This is a genomic window from Nocardia transvalensis (assembly GCF_015477765.1).
Classification (GTDB): Bacteria; Actinomycetota; Actinomycetes; order Mycobacteriales; family Mycobacteriaceae; genus Nocardia; species Nocardia transvalensis_A.
The window spans coordinates 14,274-29,786 of the sequence record NZ_JADLQQ010000014.1 but is presented as its reverse complement, the minus strand read 5'-3'; the positions used below and the strand labels follow the sequence as shown (position 1 = coordinate 29,786).

Below are 15,513 nucleotides of genomic sequence, written 5' to 3'. Positions count from 1 at the left end.
CCCGTCACCGCCCTGCCGCGGCCGGGTCGCCGTAGCGCTGCGCGCCCAGCGGCCTGCTCGGAATGCGATGCCGCAGCACGGGCGCGACCTCGGCCTGAAACAGTTCGAGGCTTTCGCGGTGCTGTTTGTCGGTGAGCCCGTCACCGTCGGCGGCGAGGTGGATCACCTCGTGGCCGAACCGTTCGTGATAGCGCTGCACCTTCTCGAGCACCTGCTGCGGGCTGCCGATCAGCGCGGAACTGCGGTCCACGAAATCCTCGAGGGTGGGAAAGACGATGGGCAGCCCGTGCTTCCGGGCGACGGACTGCCGGGCCTCGAAGATCGGCCGGTACGTCCGCACCGCTTCCTGCGAGTCGCGCGCGATGTAGAACCCGGCGGTTCCCGCGCCCACCAGCGCCTCGGCGGGATCGTGGCCGTGGGCCGCCCAGCGTTCGCGGTAGTGCGCGATCAGCTCGGCATACGGTTCGATCGAGTTGGTGACATTCGCCGAGAACAGCGGATCACCGTGTCGCGCAGCGAATTCCACCGAATCCCGGCTCGTGGCGCTGCCGTGCCAGATGCGCAGTCTCGGTTGCAACGGCCGGGGCAATGCCTCGGCCTCGGTCAGCGGCGGCCGGAATCGTCCGGACCAGGTGACGGTGTCGTGCTCCCACAGCAGCCGGAACAACTCGTAACCCTCACGGTTGCGGTCCCACTGATCCTCGGCGGTGACGTGGAACAGCTTCGCCTGCGCCGCGCCGTTCCCCTTGCCGATGATCAACTCCAGCCGCCCGCCGGACAGGTTGTCCAGCGTCGAGTAGTCCTCGAAGGCCCGCACCGGATCCAGCAGGCTCAGCGTGGTGACCCCGGTGAACAGCGCGATGCGCGAGGTGACCGCCGCGATATGGGCGAGCACCACCGGCGGCGCCGACGAGATGAACGGATCCTCGTGCCGCTCACCGACGGCGAACCCGTCGTACCCGAGTTCCTCGGCCAGCCGGGCGCTGTCGACCACCCGCCGCAGCCGCTGCGCCGGGGACAGCGTCTCTCCCGTGGCCGGGTCCGGCTGATGAGTGATGAGGGTCAGCAGGAGGAACTTCACGCGACCGACACTTCCTCGGACAGGTATTTCTCGAACGGGTGCACCGGCCCCACCTCCTTGACGACATTGCGCTCCAGCGCGGTGTATCCGGCGGCGTTGTAGAGGGCCACGGCCTCCGGTTGCCGCGGTCCGGTGGTCAGGTAGATGCGCCGATATCCGCGCCGGGCGATCTCGGCCTCCAACTCCGCGAGCACGAAGCGGCCCAGGCCGCGGCGGCGATGGGTGCGCGCGGTCCAGATGCGCTTGAGTTCGGCGGTCTGCTCGTCGAAGCGCTGGAATGCGCCACCGGCGACGGGTTCGCCCTCTTCCACGACGACCAACAACCCGCCGTGCGGCGGGGCGAAGTGCTCGGCCGGGTAGTTCACCAGATCCGCGTGCACCGCACCGGGAGTGCGGCCGTAGCGGGAGCTGTATTCGACGGCCAGTTCGGCCAGCAGCGGCGCGGCCAGCGCATCGTGCTGTGACACGTGATGCACCGTGCGCGCTCCGGACCGCTTACGAGACAACGTCATCGGATTCCTTTACGGCGAGGGCGGACGAGGGTCCGCTCAGAGCACATGCGCGAGAAAGGCTTTGGTGCGCGGGTGGGCGGGGTTGTCCAGCACCTGCCCCGGCGGGCCCTGCTCCACGATCTGTCCGGAGTCCATCAGCACCACGGTGTCGGCGACCTCGCGGGCGAACCCGATCTCGTGGGTGACGATGACCAGCGTGGCGCCGTCGCGCGCCAGACCACGGATCACATCCAGCACCTCCCCGACCAATTCGGGATCCAGCGCCGAGGTCGGCTCGTCGAACAGCACCACCTTGGGGCGCAGGGCCAGGGCGCGCGCGATCGCCACCCGCTGCTGTTGCCCGCCGGACAACCGGCGCGGATAGTCCCGCGCCTTGTCCGCCAGGCCGACCCGCGCCAACAGCTCCGCGGCCTCGGCCTCCACCTCCGCGCGGGGCCGTCCCTGCGCGGAGATCGGTGCCAGCGCAACGTTTTCCAATACCGTCAGATGAGGAAACAGATTGAAGCTCTGGAAGACGAACCCGATCCGCGACCGCTGCCGCAGGATGTCGCGCTCGCTCAGCTCGTGCAGTGTGGCGCCCTTGCGACGGTAGCCGACCAGTTCACCGCCGACCCGCACGATGCCGGCGTCGACCTTCTCCAGGTGATTGATGGTGCGCAACAGGGTGGATTTGCCCGAGCCCGACGGGCCCAGGATCACCGTCACCTCACCCGGCCGCACCGCCAGATCGACACCGCGCAGCACCTCGTTGGCGCCGAAATGCTTACGGACGCCCCGCAATTCGACGGCGTAGTCACTCATCGGCGTTCCCCCGTGATCTCGGCGATCTTGCCGCGCACCCGCTGCAGCGGCGTGGGCGGCAGTTCGCGCTGGCTCCCCTTGGCGAAGTGCCGTTCGATGTAGTACTGGACGACCGTGAGCACGCTGGTGAGCACGATGTACCAAACCGTCGCGACCATCAGCAGCGGTACCACCCGGCCGTTGCGGCCGTAGATCACCTGCACCTGGTAGAACAGCTCGGCAATGGCCATCACCGACACGATCGAGGTGCCCTTGAACAGGCTGATCACCTCGTTGGCGGCATTGGGCAGAATGCCCCGCATCGCCTGCGGCGCGACGATGGTGAAGAACTGGCGGCGCCAGGGCAGGCCCAGCGATTTGGCCGCCTCCAACTGTCCCGGATCCACCGAGATGATGCCCGCGCGGATGATCTCGGCCGAATACGCGGCCTGATGCAGCGCCAGCCCGATCACCGCCGCGGTGAAACCGCTGATCACCCCGTTCACATCGAAGGTGAAAAACGCAGGCCCGAAGGGGATTCCGACCGACAGTGTTTTGTACAGATAGGCGATGTTGAACCAGAACAGCAGCTGCACGATCAGCGGAATCGACCGGAAGGCCCAGACATAGGCCCACGCAATCACCTGCAGCACAGGTATTTTCGACAATCGTGCGACGGCCAGCCAGATGCCCAGCAGGAAGCCGAACAGGGTGCCCCAGAAGGTCAGCTCCACCGTCACCTTCAGTGCCGACAGCACCGAGCCCGCGGTGAAGTATCGGGCGAAAGTCGGCCAGTCCCAGCCCGGATTGGTGATCAGGCCGTGCGCGAACTGAGCCACCAGAACCAGCGCGATCGCCGCGGCGAGCCAACGCCAGGGGTGCCGGGTTCGCGCGACCGGAAGCGCGCTCTCGTCGGGCTCCGTCACCCCCGAGGTGCCGGAGGAGGGGACGGCGGTCAATGTGCTCATGGAAATCGCGATCCTCCATCGGTCCTGGCGGTAGCACCCGCACCCGGCTCCGGGGGGTTGCTGCGGTCTCGTCGAGCCAGGTCTCTCAACCGCTCTGGATGGTGAATTCGAACGTAACGGACACCCGGACGGGCGTCTGCACTCGCGATCATCGTGAATTCAACTGTTGGCAAAGGATTCTCTCGGTCTTCCCGGGAAATACCGAGAGCGAACAGAGATGTGTACAACTGTGTTCGCAATAATCTATGGTGAACACCGTTGTTCCTGATTGCCCGCTAGGAGACTCTTCATGAAGGATCTGACCGGCCGGAAATGCCTGATCACCGGCGCGGCCAGCGGTATCGGCCGGGCCACCGCGCTGGCGGCGGCCCGCGAGGGTGCCCGCCTGCTACTCACCGATATCGCCGCCGAGGGCCTGACCGAGACGGCGGAGCTGGTGCGCGCCTCCGGCGGCGAGGTCCTCGATGCACAGGTCCTCGACGTCGCCGACTACGACGCGGTGACCGCGTGGGCGCAGCGCGTGCACGAGGAGCACGGCAGCCTCGACGTGGTCATGAATATCGCGGGCATCTCCACCTGGGGCACGGTGGAGAACCTGGAACATCGGCACTGGCGGTCGATGGTCGAGGTCAACCTGATGGGGCCCATCCACATCATCGAGAACTTCCTGCCGCCGATGGTGCGGGCCGGGCGCGGCGGACATCTGGTGAACGTGTCCTCGGCGGCCGGACTTCTGGCGCTGCCCTGGCATGCGGCCTACAGCGCGGCCAAATTCGGGCTGCGCGGAATCTCGGAGGTGCTGCGCTTCGATCTGGAGCGCCACGGCATCGGCGTGAGCCTGGTGGTTCCCGGGGCCGTGCGCACACCGCTGGTGGGCACCGTGCAGATCGTCGGGGTCGATCCCGGCGATCCGCGGCTCGAGAAGTTGAAGGGGTCGTTCGTCGGGCGTGCCGTGGACCCGGAGACGGTGGCCGACCGGATCATTGCGGGCATCAAGCGCAATCGCTTCCTCGTGTACACCTCGAGAGATATCTGGATCGGCTACTGGTTCGCGCGCAAATTCGCCCTCCCCTACGAGATGGCGATGCGGTATGCGAACCGGCAGTTCAGCAGGCTGCTCCCGGGCTCGGACCGGGCACCGGTGGATTGAGCTCGGCGCGCCGCCGACACAGGTGATCTCGGCTCGATCCCAACCTTTGCTTGCGAGGGTGGGGAATTCGTGGCTCAATCCGAAGGGGTGCGTTTTTCGTGCCCGTGCCGCACCGACCCAGGGGCCGTTGATGACCAGGGAAGCGCACCGCTGGGTGCCGACCGATGAATCGGACATGGTCGAGTTGCAAGATCTGGTGTCGGCACGGGTGGTGCGGATCGGCCGGCCCGACGTGGACGATCTGCCGGGCGGGCTGTTGCTGGATATCGAGTCGCTGGTGTTCCGGTGGGCATATCTGGAGACGCACGACGAGGCCGAGGAGGAGATCGAGACGCGGCGCGAGCCGCTGCACACGCTGCGGGCCCTGAGTTGGTTGTGCGCATTGTGGGCGGTGGTGTGCGAGACGCGGCTGGGGAAACCGGCCGATGACATCATCCGGGACCTGGATTATCGCGGCGGATGGCGGCAGATCAGGAACGCCGAACAGGCGCGGATCTGGGATGGGCTGACCCAGCGCGTCCGGATCGGGGCGCTGGCCGCGCTCACCGAGGACCCGCGGGCCGCGGCGGATTATCGGCGGGCGTGCACCGAACCGCCGGATGTGGGGCCGATGCTGATCCGGCACACGCTGATCCATCTCGACGGGTTCAGCCAAGACATGCAGCGTCACGACATCGAGGCGCGCGGATTGGCCGCGGCGGTGGTGAAGCACACCAGCCCGAGCCCGGGTCCGCGTCGCCGCCTGTGTTTTCGGCCGTCACAACCCGCGGGACGCCCGCTGCGGTGAGCGGCGGTTCAGAGCGAGGCGGCTCCCAGCACGCAGCCGATCCACTCCAGGTTCACCCATGCCCAGCGGCCCGCACGCGGTTGTTCCGACTCGGTGCGCCAATTGTCGGCCCACTGTTCGGCATCGCGCTCCAGCAGCCGACGCAGCCGGGACTCACCGCACGCCATTGAGCACCGCCTCGGGATGCAGCCGCCGGAAGCGGCTGCCGTGGAATACCAGCGGGTCGACGTCGGTGCGCGTGGCCAGGCGGTGGACGCGCAGGATAACCACGTGATGATCGCCCGCGGGGACCTGGGTTTCGACGGCGCCCTCGAGCCATGCCGAGGCGCCGTCGACGAAGACCGCGTGGCCCGCGCCGCGATGCAGTTCGAGCCCTTCGAAGCGGTCACCGTTACGGGAGCTCAGCGAGCGGGCGGCCCCTTCCTGATCCAGCCCGAGCAGGCTCAGACCGAGATGGCTGGCCGCGGCCAGCCGGGGCCAGGTGTTCGAGCTGTTCTGCACGCAGAACGACACCAGGGGCGGATCCAGCGACACCGGAACGAAGGTGCTAACCGCCAATCCATAGGGCGTGCCGTCGATTTCGGCACACACCGCCACCACTCCGCTGGGGAATGCGGCGAAGGCGCGGCGCAGCCCGGCGCCGTCGGCGGGGATCTCGGTCAGCTCAGCCATGGTTCACCACTCTCGCTACAGATATCGGCCTCAGATGACGCCGTGTAACGGCGGCGCACTCCCGTGCAGCACCGCCCGGCCGATGTGCTGGAACTTCCACCGCACGGGATCGTGCAGCGTGTGGGTGCGGGCATTGCGCCAGAAGTGATCGAGATTCAGATCCGCTGCGGCGCTGCGGGTACCACTCACCTCGAACAGGGCCGAGGCGACCTCGGTGGCGGCCCGATCCGCGACGATCTTGGCCGTCGCGACGGACAGCGAGGCGTGGGCAACAGGGTCGGACGCGCCCGTCCCGCCGAATCCGGTGGCCGCATCGACGGCGAGCCCGGCGGCGATCAAGGTCGCCTCCGCGGAGCTCACCGCGACCGACAGTTCACCGAAGCGCTGGATCACGAGGGGATCGTCGATGGCGCGCTCCACCCCCGCCTCGAACCACGGCCTGCTCCGGGTGCGCACGAATTCCGCCGCGGCACCGAGGGCACCGCGCGCGATACCGGTGTCGATCGCCGCATGCAGCAGCTGAGCGAAGGCACCGTAGCCGGTCGGTGCCCGCACCGCGGCCGACCTCTCGAACAGCTGCTCACGCTCGACGATCACCTCGTCGAACCGCACGGTACCGCTGCCGGTCGTGCGCTGGCCGAGCCCGTTCCAATCGTCCACGATCCGCACACCCGGGGTATCGGCGGGAAGGTAGGCGATGTATTCCCCGGCCGCCAGACCGCTGTGCTCACCCGGATCGTCGAGCCGGGTGAGCACAGCGAGCAGATCGGCGAACAGCGAGCCCGTACAGTAGAACTTGCTGCCGTCGATACGGAACCTGTTGTCCCCCAGAGGCTTCAGCGTGGTCTGCACCTCGGCGACGGTCGCACCTCCCCGTTCGGACTGGGCATTGGCGATCCGCGCACCGTCGAGCACCTGGGTGAAATAGCGCTTGCGCTGCTGCTCGGATCCAGCCAGCCGCAACAGATTCAGGTAGACGAAATGACTGTGCGGGATCTGCGCGATATTCGGGTCCGCGGCCGCCAGTGTCGCGACCACCTCGGCCACCTCACTCGGCGCGAGGTCGGCGCCGCCGTACGCGGCGGGAACGGTGACGGCCAGCAATCCGCTCGCCGCCAACTGTTCCACCTCGCGATAGGGCAACTGCCGCAGCCGGTCCCGCTCGGCGGCACCGGCCGCGAACTCCGGTGCCAGCCGAGCGGCCACCTCCCGGGCGTGGGCGGTGGAGGTGATGCGCTGCGCCGTGACCGCGGTCATCGGCTCGCCACCGCCGCGACGGGTTCGCGCTGCGCCTCCAGCTCGCGCACCAGCGGCAGCACCCGCCGGCCGAAGTATTCGATCTCCTCCTGGAAGTGCAGGAACCCGGCGAGGATCAGATCCACCCCGCGCTCGCGGTAGGCCACGATGCGTTCGGCGATCTGTTCCGGCGTGCCGATCAGCTTCGTCCGGAAGCCGTCGTTGTACTGCACCAGATCCTCGAAGCTCGAATCGGCCCACATACCCTTGCCGTCGCGGGTCGCGGGACCGGCCTGCTGCACCGCGTCCCGGAACCCTTCCACCGCAGGACGGTTGGCCTTCTCGATGATCTCGCGCAGGGTGTCGTGCGCCTCCTTCTCGGTGTCACGGGCGATGATGAAGCCGTTGAGCCCGAACTTCACCTCCCGGTCGTGCTGCCGCGCGACCTCACGGACGTCGTTCAACTGCTCGGTGACGCCGTCGAAATCCTTGCCGTTGGAGAAGTACCAGTCGGCATACCGCCCGCCGTTGCGCCGCGCGGCCGTGGAGTTACCGCCCTGGAACAGTTCGGGATTCGGCCGCTCGGGGGTGTTGAGGGGCTTCGGCTTCAACGTGAAGTCCCGGATCCGGTAGAAGTCTCCGGCGAAGTTCACCGCGTCCTCGGTCCAGATCTTGCGGATCACCTCGAGGAATTCGGCACTGCGCCGGTACCTTTCGTCGTGCTCGAGCCAGGGTTCGCCGAGGGCCTGGAATTCCCCGGCGAACCACCCGGAGACGACGTTGATGGCGAACCGGCCGCCGGACAGATGGTCGGCGGTGGCACCGAATTTGGCCAGCACGGCCGGATGCCACAGGCCCGGATGCACGGCCGCGATCACCTTCAGCCGCTCGGTCGCGCCCAGCAGTGCCAGGCTGAACGAGGTCGACTCGTGCTGATACTCGGCACCGTAGGAGGCGGTGTAGCGCACCTGGGACAGCGCGTAGTCGAAGCCGTTGTTCTCCGCGGTCTGCGCCAGCTTCTTGTTGTACTCGAAGTCCCAGCCGGTGCGCTGCTCGATATCACTGGTGACCAGCCCACCGCTGACATTGGGCACCCAGTAGGCGAACTTGATCTGGTCGGCGATTTTTTCGGTCGTCATCCTTGTTGCTCCGTTCGAGGCCGCCCCCGGTGCGTGTCTTCACTTCAGCAGCGCGCAGGGCCCGACACGAGGTTTTGAATCGCTGCGATCGCATCGGTCAGGCCTGCGTGACGGCGGCGTTGTAGCGGGAGCGTTCGAACCGGCCCGCGGGCTCGAATCGCGCCAGCAGGTCGGTGGCGTTCTCGCCGGTCACGCTGGTGATGTAGGCGGCGGCGTCCTCGGTCGAGCGGATGTCGAGGAACGGCTGCGGCCGGTGCAACAGGCTCACCAGTGCCGAGGCGAAGCGCGGATCGACCGCGGCCGTGGCGAAGAACTGGTTGCCGATCTCGGCGAATTCCGGATCGCTGAGGAACAGCCGCGTGACCTTGGCGGCCGCATCGGACCGGGCAGCCAGGAAATCGGCGTACTGCGCGCGCAGCCATGCCGCGTCGAACGGTCCCTCGTGTTGCGCGGCGGCGGCAACCAGCCGCTGCGCCTGAATCAGCCCGCTCTGCGCGCCCTGACCGGCAATCGGGTCGTAGGCCACGGCGGTATCGCCGATCGCGGCGACCGGATGTCCGCCGGGCGTCTCGCCCACGCCGACGCGCACGACCGGCCGCACCGCACCCTTCAGCCAGGAGTGCGGATCTTCCGGGATGGTCCGGGTGGCAAGGACTTCGGACAGATCCCACTCGATGTAGTCTCGGTAGAGATCCTGCACTATGCGGTGTGCGGATTCGGCGGAATCCGCTGCGGCGAAACGCTTTTCCCAGTCGCTGCCCGGCCGCGCCCAACCCAGGAAGGCCCAGGTCGGTCCGGCATCCTTGTGGAGGTAGGGGCCCCACCATGCCTCGCCCTGTTCGGCGAGGATCGAGAAGCCGCTGTGCGCGCCGCCTTGCGGGCTGCGGTGCGCGAACACCTCCGGGTCGTAGCCCAATCCGGTGACCGTGACGGTGAGCAGGCTGCGCTGCGGTGCGTCGTAGACCGTGCGTTCGGTGTCGATCGGGAACAGTTCGGACAGGCCGCCGCGCCCGGTGGCCACCAAGGTGAGGTCGTGCGAACCGGCAATCTTGTCCAATTTCTCCAGATTGACGGCGTCGACGACGAAACGGCCGCCGCGTTCGGAAAATGCGGTCAGTCGTTCGTCGGCCTTGAGGCGAGTGTCCACCGCAATTCCGACATATCCGTCGAAATTGCCGTCGAATGCGATCAATTCGGCATTCTCCGGTCCGGCGATCCGCACGCTCAAACCGGTGTGGTTGGGCGCGCGGTCGACGAAGGTGTCCTGCCCGAGCGCGGCCTCGGCCGCCTGGGCCTCACCGAAGCCGAGCGCGGTGCCGGTGGCGGGCACATCGTCGCGCAGGCTGCGCTGGTCCCGGTCGCTGTAGAGGGTGACATCGAATCCGGCGTCGAGCAGACCCAGTGCGGCGGTGACCCCGGTCTGCCCGGCTCCGATGATTGCGGCGGTGCGAGTCGAATTATCGTTCGTCATAATGGAATACTGCTTGCGCGCTCCGTCTTTCCAGAGTGTTGTAATCACGAAGAATCGATGGTCCCCCTCTTGTTCCCGGCATGCTCTTGGCCGGGGAATTTTCAGGAGGGGACGGCGGAACCGGGGCGGGACACCGAATCCGGCAGTACCGTCGAATCCGGGCCGCCCAGGCGATACCGCGCTCCGCGATGGTTGTCGGGCAAGCGGTCGCCGCGGCCGAACAATGCGTTGCGCAAGGTGCCCGGCGCATAGTCCGAGGGGTATGCCCCGCGCGCTTGGAGCTCCGGAATCACGTAACGCACAACATCTTCGAAGGTGCCCGGGGTGATGGCGTAGGCGAGGTTGAAGCCATCCACATCGGTTTCGTCCACCCATTCCTGGAGCCGGTCGGCGACGGTCGCTCCGGAGCCGACGAATACGGGGCCCAAACCACCGATGCCGGCCCAGCGCGCGATATCGCGCACGGTCCACTCGCGGCCGTCGTCATCGAATTCCTGAAAGGCGGCCACCGCCGACTGAATGGCGTTGCTCTGCACGTCGCCGATCGGGTCGTCCAGGTCGTAACGGGACAGGTCGATGCCCATCCAGCCGGACATGAACACCAGCCCGCCCTCGACGCTCGCGTAGGACAGATACTCCTCGTGCTTATCGCGGGCGGCCTCGTCGGTCGCGTCGGTGACGATGGTGGCCAGCGCGTAGATCCGGGCGTCGTACCGTCCCCGGCCCGCGGCCTCCAACGCGTCGCGTATGCGGGACACCGTCTGGGCCAGCACCCTTTTGGACGGGGCGCCGACGAAGATCGCCTCGGCGTTCTCGGCGGCGAAGCGGGTTCCACGCGGGGAGGCTCCGGCCTGATAGATCACCGGTGTGCGCTGCGGCGACGGCTCGTGCAGGTGGATGCCCGGGACGGTGTAATGCTTGCCGTGGTGCCCGATGTGGTGCACCTTCGCCGGGTCGACGTAGATGCCCTGGGCCGCGTCGCGCACCACCGCGTCGTCTTCCCACGATCCCTCCCACAGCTTGTAGAGCACTTCGAGGTATTCGTCGGCCTGGTTGTAGCGCTCGTCATGGTCGAGCTGGTCGGCGGCGCCGAAATTGCGGGCGGCCGAGGGCAGGTAGCCGGTCACCACATTCCACCCGATCCGGCCGTCGGTGAGATGGTCGAGGGTCGAGAGTCGTCGCGCGAAGGGATAGGGATGTTCGAAACCCGTGCCGGTGGTGATGCCGAAGCCGAGATGCGTTGTCACCGCGGCCATTGCGGTCACCAGCAACAGTGGGTCGGCCACGGGAATCTGCGCGCCTTGGCGCAGCGCGGCGATGTCGTTGCCGCCGTAGACGTCGTAGGTGCCGAGCACATCGGCGATGAACAGGCCGTCGAACCGCCCGCGCTCCAGCAGCTTCGCCAATTCGGTCCAGTAGCTCAGCTCCTTGTACCGATGCGATTGGTCGGCGGGGTGCCGCCACAGGCCGGGAGACTGGTGGGCGACGCAGTTCATATCGAAGGCGTTGAACCGAATCCGGCGAGCCATCACGCCACCTCCTGCGGCTTGCGCTCTCCGGCGCTCCACGCGAACGGCAGCTCGGCGCCGTTGAGCAGGTGATCGCCGACGGCCCTGGCCTTCTGGATGGCCGGGTTGTGCACGGAGATCGTGCGGGCATTGCGCCAGTGCCGATCCAGCCGCAGCCGCTCCGACACGATCGATGCGCCGCCGAGTTCGAACAGCTGGGTGGTGGCCGCGAGCACGGTGTCGATCACCGACAGCTGGGCCTGTGCGGCCGCGAGTTCGACTGCCACCACATCCTTTTCGTCGCTCGCGCCCGCGGCGAGCACCTCGTCGAGCAGGTCGGCGACCGCGAGGACGCTCGCCCGCGCGGAGAAGGCGGCCGCGGACAGGCGCCCGATCACCTGCTGCACCAGCGGGTCCTCGCGCGGCAGGTCGGCGGCGGAGTGGGTGTAGCCGCGGGTGCGCGCGGCAACCCATGCACGCGCATCGCTTTCGGCGCGCTTCGCAATGCCCGCAAGCACCGACAGCTGCACCAACTGCAGGTATCCGGTGGAGTAGGTGGGTCCGGCGGCACCGTAGCCCGGGCCCAGGATGCGGTCCTCGGGGATCACGACAGCGGTGAATTCCGTCGTGCCGCTGGCCGTCAGGCGCTGGCCGAATCCGTCCCAGTCGTCGTGCTGGCGCACGCCCTGGCCATCGGCGTCGACCAGGACGCCGACCCGCTCACCGTCGCGGTCGGCGGCGGTGAGGATGTAATCCGCATACAGCGACCCGGTGCTGTAGTACTTCACCCCGTTGAGCAGCCAACGATCGCCGTCGCGGGTCAGCCTGGTCCGGTAGCGATCGACCGCACCGACGCCCGGTTCGGTGATCGCATTGCCGACCAGCACACCGCCCGCGACCGAGCGCAACCACCGCTCCCGAGCGGGTCCGGGCTCGGCGAGCAACTGATCCTCCACAAACGAGAAATGCACCCGCAGCGCCTGCGGCAGATTCGACTCGGCCGCCGCCAATTCGATGAGCAGCCGGAACAATTGGCGCACACTCACCCCGTACCCGCCGTACTCGACGGGCACGCGCAGCGCCCCGAATTTTTCCTCGCGCAACCACCCGACCTCTTCATAGGGCAGGCGTCGGTCGATCTCGCGATCGACGGCCCCCGCGGCTATGCGCTCGAAGACAGGGCCGAATATCGCGTCGAGTTCCGAATCGGAATACGTACGTGGTGCGGTGGTGGTCATACCTGACAATCACCCGCCCCCGCATTTCGCTCACGGGTTACACGCATGGCGATCGTAACAACGAGGCCGTCGTCAGCAGGTCGTCCGTTCCGCCTCCACCGGCCGCTACCTCCGGCGCGGCAGCGGTTACGGCCAGGGGATACGGTCGGCGAGCACGGTTTCCACGATCGGCAGAGCGCGCTGACAGACACCGCCTGCGACCTTCTCATCGCCAGGCGGGTCGACGACAATCGACACCATTCGACGCGGGTTCTCGTACAGGGTCATGACCATGCAGTCGGTGGCGTCGTACCCGGTGACGTCAGCATTCCGGCCGAGCTTCGCGCTCACCTGCCTGCTGCGGTCATTGGGCGGGACGATCGTGAAATCGTCTTTGACGAGACCGTGAAAGTCGATCTGAAGACCGGGGCGTTCGCCGCCCCACGCGCAGCCGGCGGACCGTCCCTCCAGGCTGACAGTCCGGTTGGGTGACAGATCGGGCATTCCGGTCAGCTGCTCCACCTCGGCGGGGGTGACGACCGTGCACGGGTCCAGGTTCCCGAAGATCGCCAGTACGTCCGACTCGGACGTCACCGATATGGTGGGAGTCGTCGGTGGGGCCGCCGCATCGGCGTCGGGCAGTTCCTTGATCAGTTCGGCACCGACCCTCGTGGTTTCGGCGCAGATATCGCCCTTGGGTTGCTGTCCCTCCGGGACGAAAGTACTCGCCCGAAACAGCGCCATCCCGGTCGATGTCGCCACACCGATATGGCACATTTCACGGCGATTCGGGTCCAGAACGGACGCAAACACCACGGCATCCCGGCCCTCCAGAGTCGTCGCCGACGCGGGCACGAACGACTTCTGGAAAGCCGGATCCTTCGGGAAATCCGCGAGCTTTCGCGGACCTGTATACAGGGCGAAGGTGTACCAGTCAGCCGTGGCTTTCCAGGTACAGCCCTTCCATCCGTTGAACTCGACTCCCGGTGTTCCCGGTTGCTTGCTCGCGCCAACCAGACCGGCAGTGACCAGCGCCCTATCGGGCATCGCGCATGGGTCGTTGTACACCGTCGTCCGCTCATTCACAGCCGACTGTCCCGGGACGGATTCATCCGTTCCACACGCGACAGCCGCCACAACCAGCACTCCGCACGACACGGTCGCCCCGATACCCCGCCACATGCCAGCCACTCCTGCTCCCTTCCATGCTGGACGAAATCCCCCAGACCAGTGCGATGTCAGAGAGACCGCCATGAGTTCCCGGCGGGGTAGGACTCGAAATCGTCCGGCCAGTCGCTGGGGCCGACCACCTTCTCGCCCTTGGATTTCCGCGGCACGTCCGGTAGCGGCAGGGCGGTCACGTCCCAGGTCCAAGCGAAGGACGGTGAGGTCTTCAAGTAGGCGACTTCGCCGCGTTCAGAGCTGAGTAGTTTTCATAATCCTGCGCGGAATAGGCCCACGCCGCTCGCCTGAGCTCGCCGCTGGTCCTCATCAAATCGACGCCGATGCCACCCATGCGGCCTCGCGCCGTCTCCGCCGCCTTGTTGAGGGTGCCGATAATTGGGTTGAGAATGGAACCGCCGAACCCCGCTTTCGGGACGAGACAGTTCTCGACCACGAATATGCCGCAGTTGCAGGAGTCTTGACCGATCTCGCCGACAGCCTCGCCCAAGCCCGCAACCTGGTCCGGTACGACCGAGAAGCCCTGGTATGCCAACTCCCCACCCCAGCTGTTCGTGCTATTCGGTTCGGCGAAGCGACGCGATGATCGTGTCGACGTCGGCTTCCGTCAGTGAATGTTCGAAACCCTCGTGGTGCTCGACCACGAGAATCATCACTTCGGCCGAAGTGTAGGCGACGGTGGCGACGACGTCGAGTCGTGCCCGCTCGTAGCTGCAGGATTCGGTGTGGGGGATTGCACTGACGGTCGCGGTATAGCGCACCGCGGGCCGACCGTCGACCTCCTGGTGCCGTGGCGTCGAGATCTCCACCTTCGGCGTCCGCCCCGCACCGTCGGCGAAGATGCGCTCGGCCTTCGAAACCTCCTCGCGCGCAGCTGTTTCGACGTCGACGCCGTTTCTTCCCCGCACCCCGACGAGCCCGATCCACGATTCTTCGGATCGCGGGCAGGTTCCGTACCCGTAGTCACTGACCGAACCATATGCCACGATCCGCTCGTCGCGGTCGGACCATCCGACAAGCCTCTGGTTGGATGGCCGCCAGCCGTTTCCGTTCGGGACAGAGTACGACAGCCCGAACTTCGTCGGAACCGACTGGAGGTGCCCCGGGGGGACTTCGGGCATGGGCGGCGGAAGCGCCATCGACGGAAAGCCCGGCGGCAGCGGCGCATCCGGAGTTGTGGATGCCTTCGGCGGCAACCGCACCGACGATGCGTTCCAATCCGCGTTCCGGGCGTCGTCCAGGTACGGATTCCCCACCCACACAATGACGTTCACGCCCACGATCAGACCGGCAATCGCCAGAACAAACCTACCTATGCCGGTCCGGTACAGCGCGGCGATGAACTTCTTCACCAGGTTTCCGATCTGCTCGACCACATCCAGCCGGTTGGAGATGCCGCCCGACCAGTGGCGCCCCCAAGTGGGGGATCTTACGCCGCTGTTCCCCTGCGATCATGTGTTGGAGACTACTGGTCGGCGACGACCGGAACGAGACCCCGCCCGGCCGGCACTCGGGCGGGGCCGGCGTCCCCCCGCGGCACTCCGCCGGGGCTTCTCCACCTACCTCGCCGGTGTGAACGGCTGATTGACGGTAGTGAAGTACTGGAGCCGAGGCTCCCGATTCCCGTCCGAGTGCGACATTCCGGACGGTTGCGGGCAAGCCTCGGGTACTCGGCGGTGTCACGGCGAGGGTTGCATCCACGCAGATTCGAACTAGTGACCGGGCCGCCCGGCGGGGGCACTATCGACCCTGGGCCGCCGACCGCTCGGCACCGCCGACACAGTCCGCCACCATTGCACGAGGTTTCGCG

Annotated in this window: 17 protein-coding genes and 1 riboswitch; of the genes, 2 read left to right on the top strand and 15 right to left on the bottom strand. The window is 67.1% G+C overall.

What is annotated here, in order from left to right; translation table 11 throughout:
• Positions 1-4: 4 nt before the first annotated feature.
• From IU452_RS32775 to IU452_RS32760, 4 genes are read right to left on the bottom strand one after another with little or no spacing between them, the layout of a single operon-like run.
• Complete coding sequence (locus tag IU452_RS32775; protein ID WP_195113112.1) at positions 5-1,081, bottom strand: LLM class flavin-dependent oxidoreductase; 1,077 nt, start codon at positions 1,079-1,081, stop codon at positions 5-7.
• Complete coding sequence (locus IU452_RS32770; RefSeq protein WP_195113111.1) at positions 1,078-1,593, bottom strand: GNAT family N-acetyltransferase; 516 nt, start codon at positions 1,591-1,593, stop codon at positions 1,078-1,080. Before IU452_RS32770 ends, IU452_RS32775 begins: the two co-directional genes overlap by 4 nt.
• A gap of 36 nt (positions 1,594-1,629) precedes the next feature.
• Positions 1,630-2,394 carry an amino acid ABC transporter ATP-binding protein gene (locus IU452_RS32765; protein ID WP_195113110.1) on the bottom strand — a complete coding sequence of 255 codons (765 nt, stop codon included), beginning with the start codon at positions 2,392-2,394 and terminating at the stop codon, positions 1,630-1,632.
• Entirely contained in the window at positions 2,391-3,341 is a 951-nt protein-coding gene (locus IU452_RS32760) for an amino acid ABC transporter permease (protein WP_195113109.1), read from the bottom strand. The genes IU452_RS32765 and IU452_RS32760 overlap by 4 nt, the downstream gene beginning before the upstream one ends.
• A 12-nt stretch (positions 3,342-3,353) precedes the next feature.
• A riboswitch (SAM riboswitch) is annotated at positions 3,354-3,446 on the bottom strand.
• 184 nt (positions 3,447-3,630) lie between these two features.
• Between IU452_RS32760 and IU452_RS32755 the strand changes: the two genes are divergently transcribed.
• Complete coding sequence (locus IU452_RS32755) at positions 3,631-4,491, top strand: SDR family oxidoreductase (protein WP_195113108.1); 861 nt, start codon at positions 3,631-3,633, stop codon at positions 4,489-4,491.
• A gap of 130 nt (positions 4,492-4,621) precedes the next feature.
• Positions 4,622-5,278: a hypothetical protein gene (locus tag IU452_RS32750; protein ID WP_195113107.1), complete on the top strand. Its 657-nt coding sequence runs from the start codon at positions 4,622-4,624 to the stop codon at positions 5,276-5,278.
• An 8-nt stretch (positions 5,279-5,286) separates the two neighbouring features.
• Here IU452_RS32750 and IU452_RS32745 read toward each other — a convergent pair whose 3' ends face one another.
• The 11 genes from IU452_RS32745 to IU452_RS32700 all read right to left on the bottom strand — a co-directional run bounded on the left by IU452_RS32745 (position 5,287) and on the right by IU452_RS32700 (position 15,079).
• Positions 5,287-5,445: a hypothetical protein gene (locus tag IU452_RS32745; RefSeq protein ID WP_195113106.1), complete on the bottom strand. Its 159-nt coding sequence runs from the start codon at positions 5,443-5,445 to the stop codon at positions 5,287-5,289.
• Positions 5,432-5,950 carry a flavin reductase family protein gene (locus tag IU452_RS32740; RefSeq protein WP_195113105.1) on the bottom strand — a complete coding sequence of 173 codons (519 nt, stop codon included), beginning with the start codon at positions 5,948-5,950 and terminating at the stop codon, positions 5,432-5,434. Before IU452_RS32740 ends, IU452_RS32745 begins: the two co-directional genes overlap by 14 nt.
• 30 nt (positions 5,951-5,980) lie before the next feature.
• Complete coding sequence (locus IU452_RS32735; protein ID WP_195113104.1) at positions 5,981-7,207, bottom strand: SfnB family sulfur acquisition oxidoreductase; 1,227 nt, start codon at positions 7,205-7,207, stop codon at positions 5,981-5,983.
• Entirely contained in the window at positions 7,204-8,325 is a 1,122-nt protein-coding gene (sfnG, locus tag IU452_RS32730) for a dimethylsulfone monooxygenase SfnG (RefSeq protein ID WP_195113103.1), read from the bottom strand. Before sfnG ends, IU452_RS32735 begins: the two co-directional genes overlap by 4 nt.
• A gap of 97 nt (positions 8,326-8,422) precedes the next feature.
• Positions 8,423-9,796, bottom strand: a complete 1,374-nt coding sequence (locus tag IU452_RS32725) for a styrene monooxygenase/indole monooxygenase family protein (RefSeq protein WP_195113102.1) — start codon at positions 9,794-9,796, stop codon at positions 8,423-8,425.
• A gap of 101 nt (positions 9,797-9,897) precedes the next feature.
• On the bottom strand, positions 9,898-11,325 hold the full coding sequence (locus IU452_RS32720; protein WP_195113101.1) for an LLM class flavin-dependent oxidoreductase: 1,428 nt from the start codon (positions 11,323-11,325) through the stop codon (positions 9,898-9,900).
• Positions 11,325-12,542 carry an acyl-CoA dehydrogenase family protein gene (locus IU452_RS32715; RefSeq protein WP_195113100.1) on the bottom strand — a complete coding sequence of 406 codons (1,218 nt, stop codon included), beginning with the start codon at positions 12,540-12,542 and terminating at the stop codon, positions 11,325-11,327. Before IU452_RS32715 ends, IU452_RS32720 begins: the two co-directional genes overlap by 1 nt.
• 126 nt (positions 12,543-12,668) lie before the next feature.
• Positions 12,669-13,703 carry a DUF3558 family protein gene (locus tag IU452_RS32710; RefSeq protein ID WP_195113099.1) on the bottom strand — a complete coding sequence of 345 codons (1,035 nt, stop codon included), beginning with the start codon at positions 13,701-13,703 and terminating at the stop codon, positions 12,669-12,671.
• A 56-nt stretch (positions 13,704-13,759) separates the two neighbouring features.
• Positions 13,760-13,882, bottom strand: a complete 123-nt coding sequence (locus tag IU452_RS39050; protein ID WP_267467703.1) for a hypothetical protein — start codon at positions 13,880-13,882, stop codon at positions 13,760-13,762.
• A gap of 32 nt (positions 13,883-13,914) precedes the next feature.
• Positions 13,915-14,193, bottom strand: coding sequence for a hypothetical protein (locus IU452_RS32705; RefSeq protein ID WP_195113098.1), 279 nt, complete (start codon positions 14,191-14,193; stop codon positions 13,915-13,917).
• 67 nt (positions 14,194-14,260) lie between these two features.
• A complete protein-coding gene (locus IU452_RS32700; protein WP_195113097.1) occupies positions 14,261-15,079 on the bottom strand; it encodes a hypothetical protein in 819 nt (272 codons plus the stop codon).
• Between the last annotated feature and the right edge of the window lie 434 nt (positions 15,080-15,513).

What these genes read in the sequence shown, in the direction of transcription:
- IU452_RS32770 (WP_195113111.1), bottom strand. Translation starts at nt 1,593, where the DNA reads ATGACGTTGTCTCGTAAGCGGTCCGGAGCGCGCACGGTGCATCACGTG.
- IU452_RS32765 (WP_195113110.1), bottom strand. Translation starts at nt 2,394, where the DNA reads ATGAGTGACTACGCCGTCGAATTGCGGGGCGTCCGTAAGCATTTCGGC.
- IU452_RS32760 (WP_195113109.1), bottom strand. Translation starts at nt 3,341, where the DNA reads ATGAGCACATTGACCGCCGTCCCCTCCTCCGGCACCTCGGGGGTGACG.
- IU452_RS32755 (WP_195113108.1), top strand. Translation starts at nt 3,631, where the DNA reads ATGAAGGATCTGACCGGCCGGAAATGCCTGATCACCGGCGCGGCCAGC.
- IU452_RS32750 (WP_195113107.1), top strand. Translation starts at nt 4,622, where the DNA reads ATGACCAGGGAAGCGCACCGCTGGGTGCCGACCGATGAATCGGACATG.
- IU452_RS32745 (WP_195113106.1), bottom strand. Translation starts at nt 5,445, where the DNA reads ATGGCGTGCGGTGAGTCCCGGCTGCGTCGGCTGCTGGAGCGCGATGCC.
- IU452_RS32740 (WP_195113105.1), bottom strand. Translation starts at nt 5,950, where the DNA reads ATGGCTGAGCTGACCGAGATCCCCGCCGACGGCGCCGGGCTGCGCCGC.
- IU452_RS32735 (WP_195113104.1), bottom strand. Translation starts at nt 7,207, where the DNA reads ATGACCGCGGTCACGGCGCAGCGCATCACCTCCACCGCCCACGCCCGG.
- sfnG (WP_195113103.1), bottom strand. Translation starts at nt 8,325, where the DNA reads ATGACGACCGAAAAAATCGCCGACCAGATCAAGTTCGCCTACTGGGTG.
- IU452_RS32725 (WP_195113102.1), bottom strand. Translation starts at nt 9,796, where the DNA reads ATGACGAACGATAATTCGACTCGCACCGCCGCAATCATCGGAGCCGGG.
- IU452_RS32720 (WP_195113101.1), bottom strand. Translation starts at nt 11,325, where the DNA reads ATGGCTCGCCGGATTCGGTTCAACGCCTTCGATATGAACTGCGTCGCC.
- IU452_RS32715 (WP_195113100.1), bottom strand. Translation starts at nt 12,542, where the DNA reads ATGACCACCACCGCACCACGTACGTATTCCGATTCGGAACTCGACGCG.
- IU452_RS32710 (WP_195113099.1), bottom strand. Translation starts at nt 13,703, where the DNA reads ATGTGGCGGGGTATCGGGGCGACCGTGTCGTGCGGAGTGCTGGTTGTG.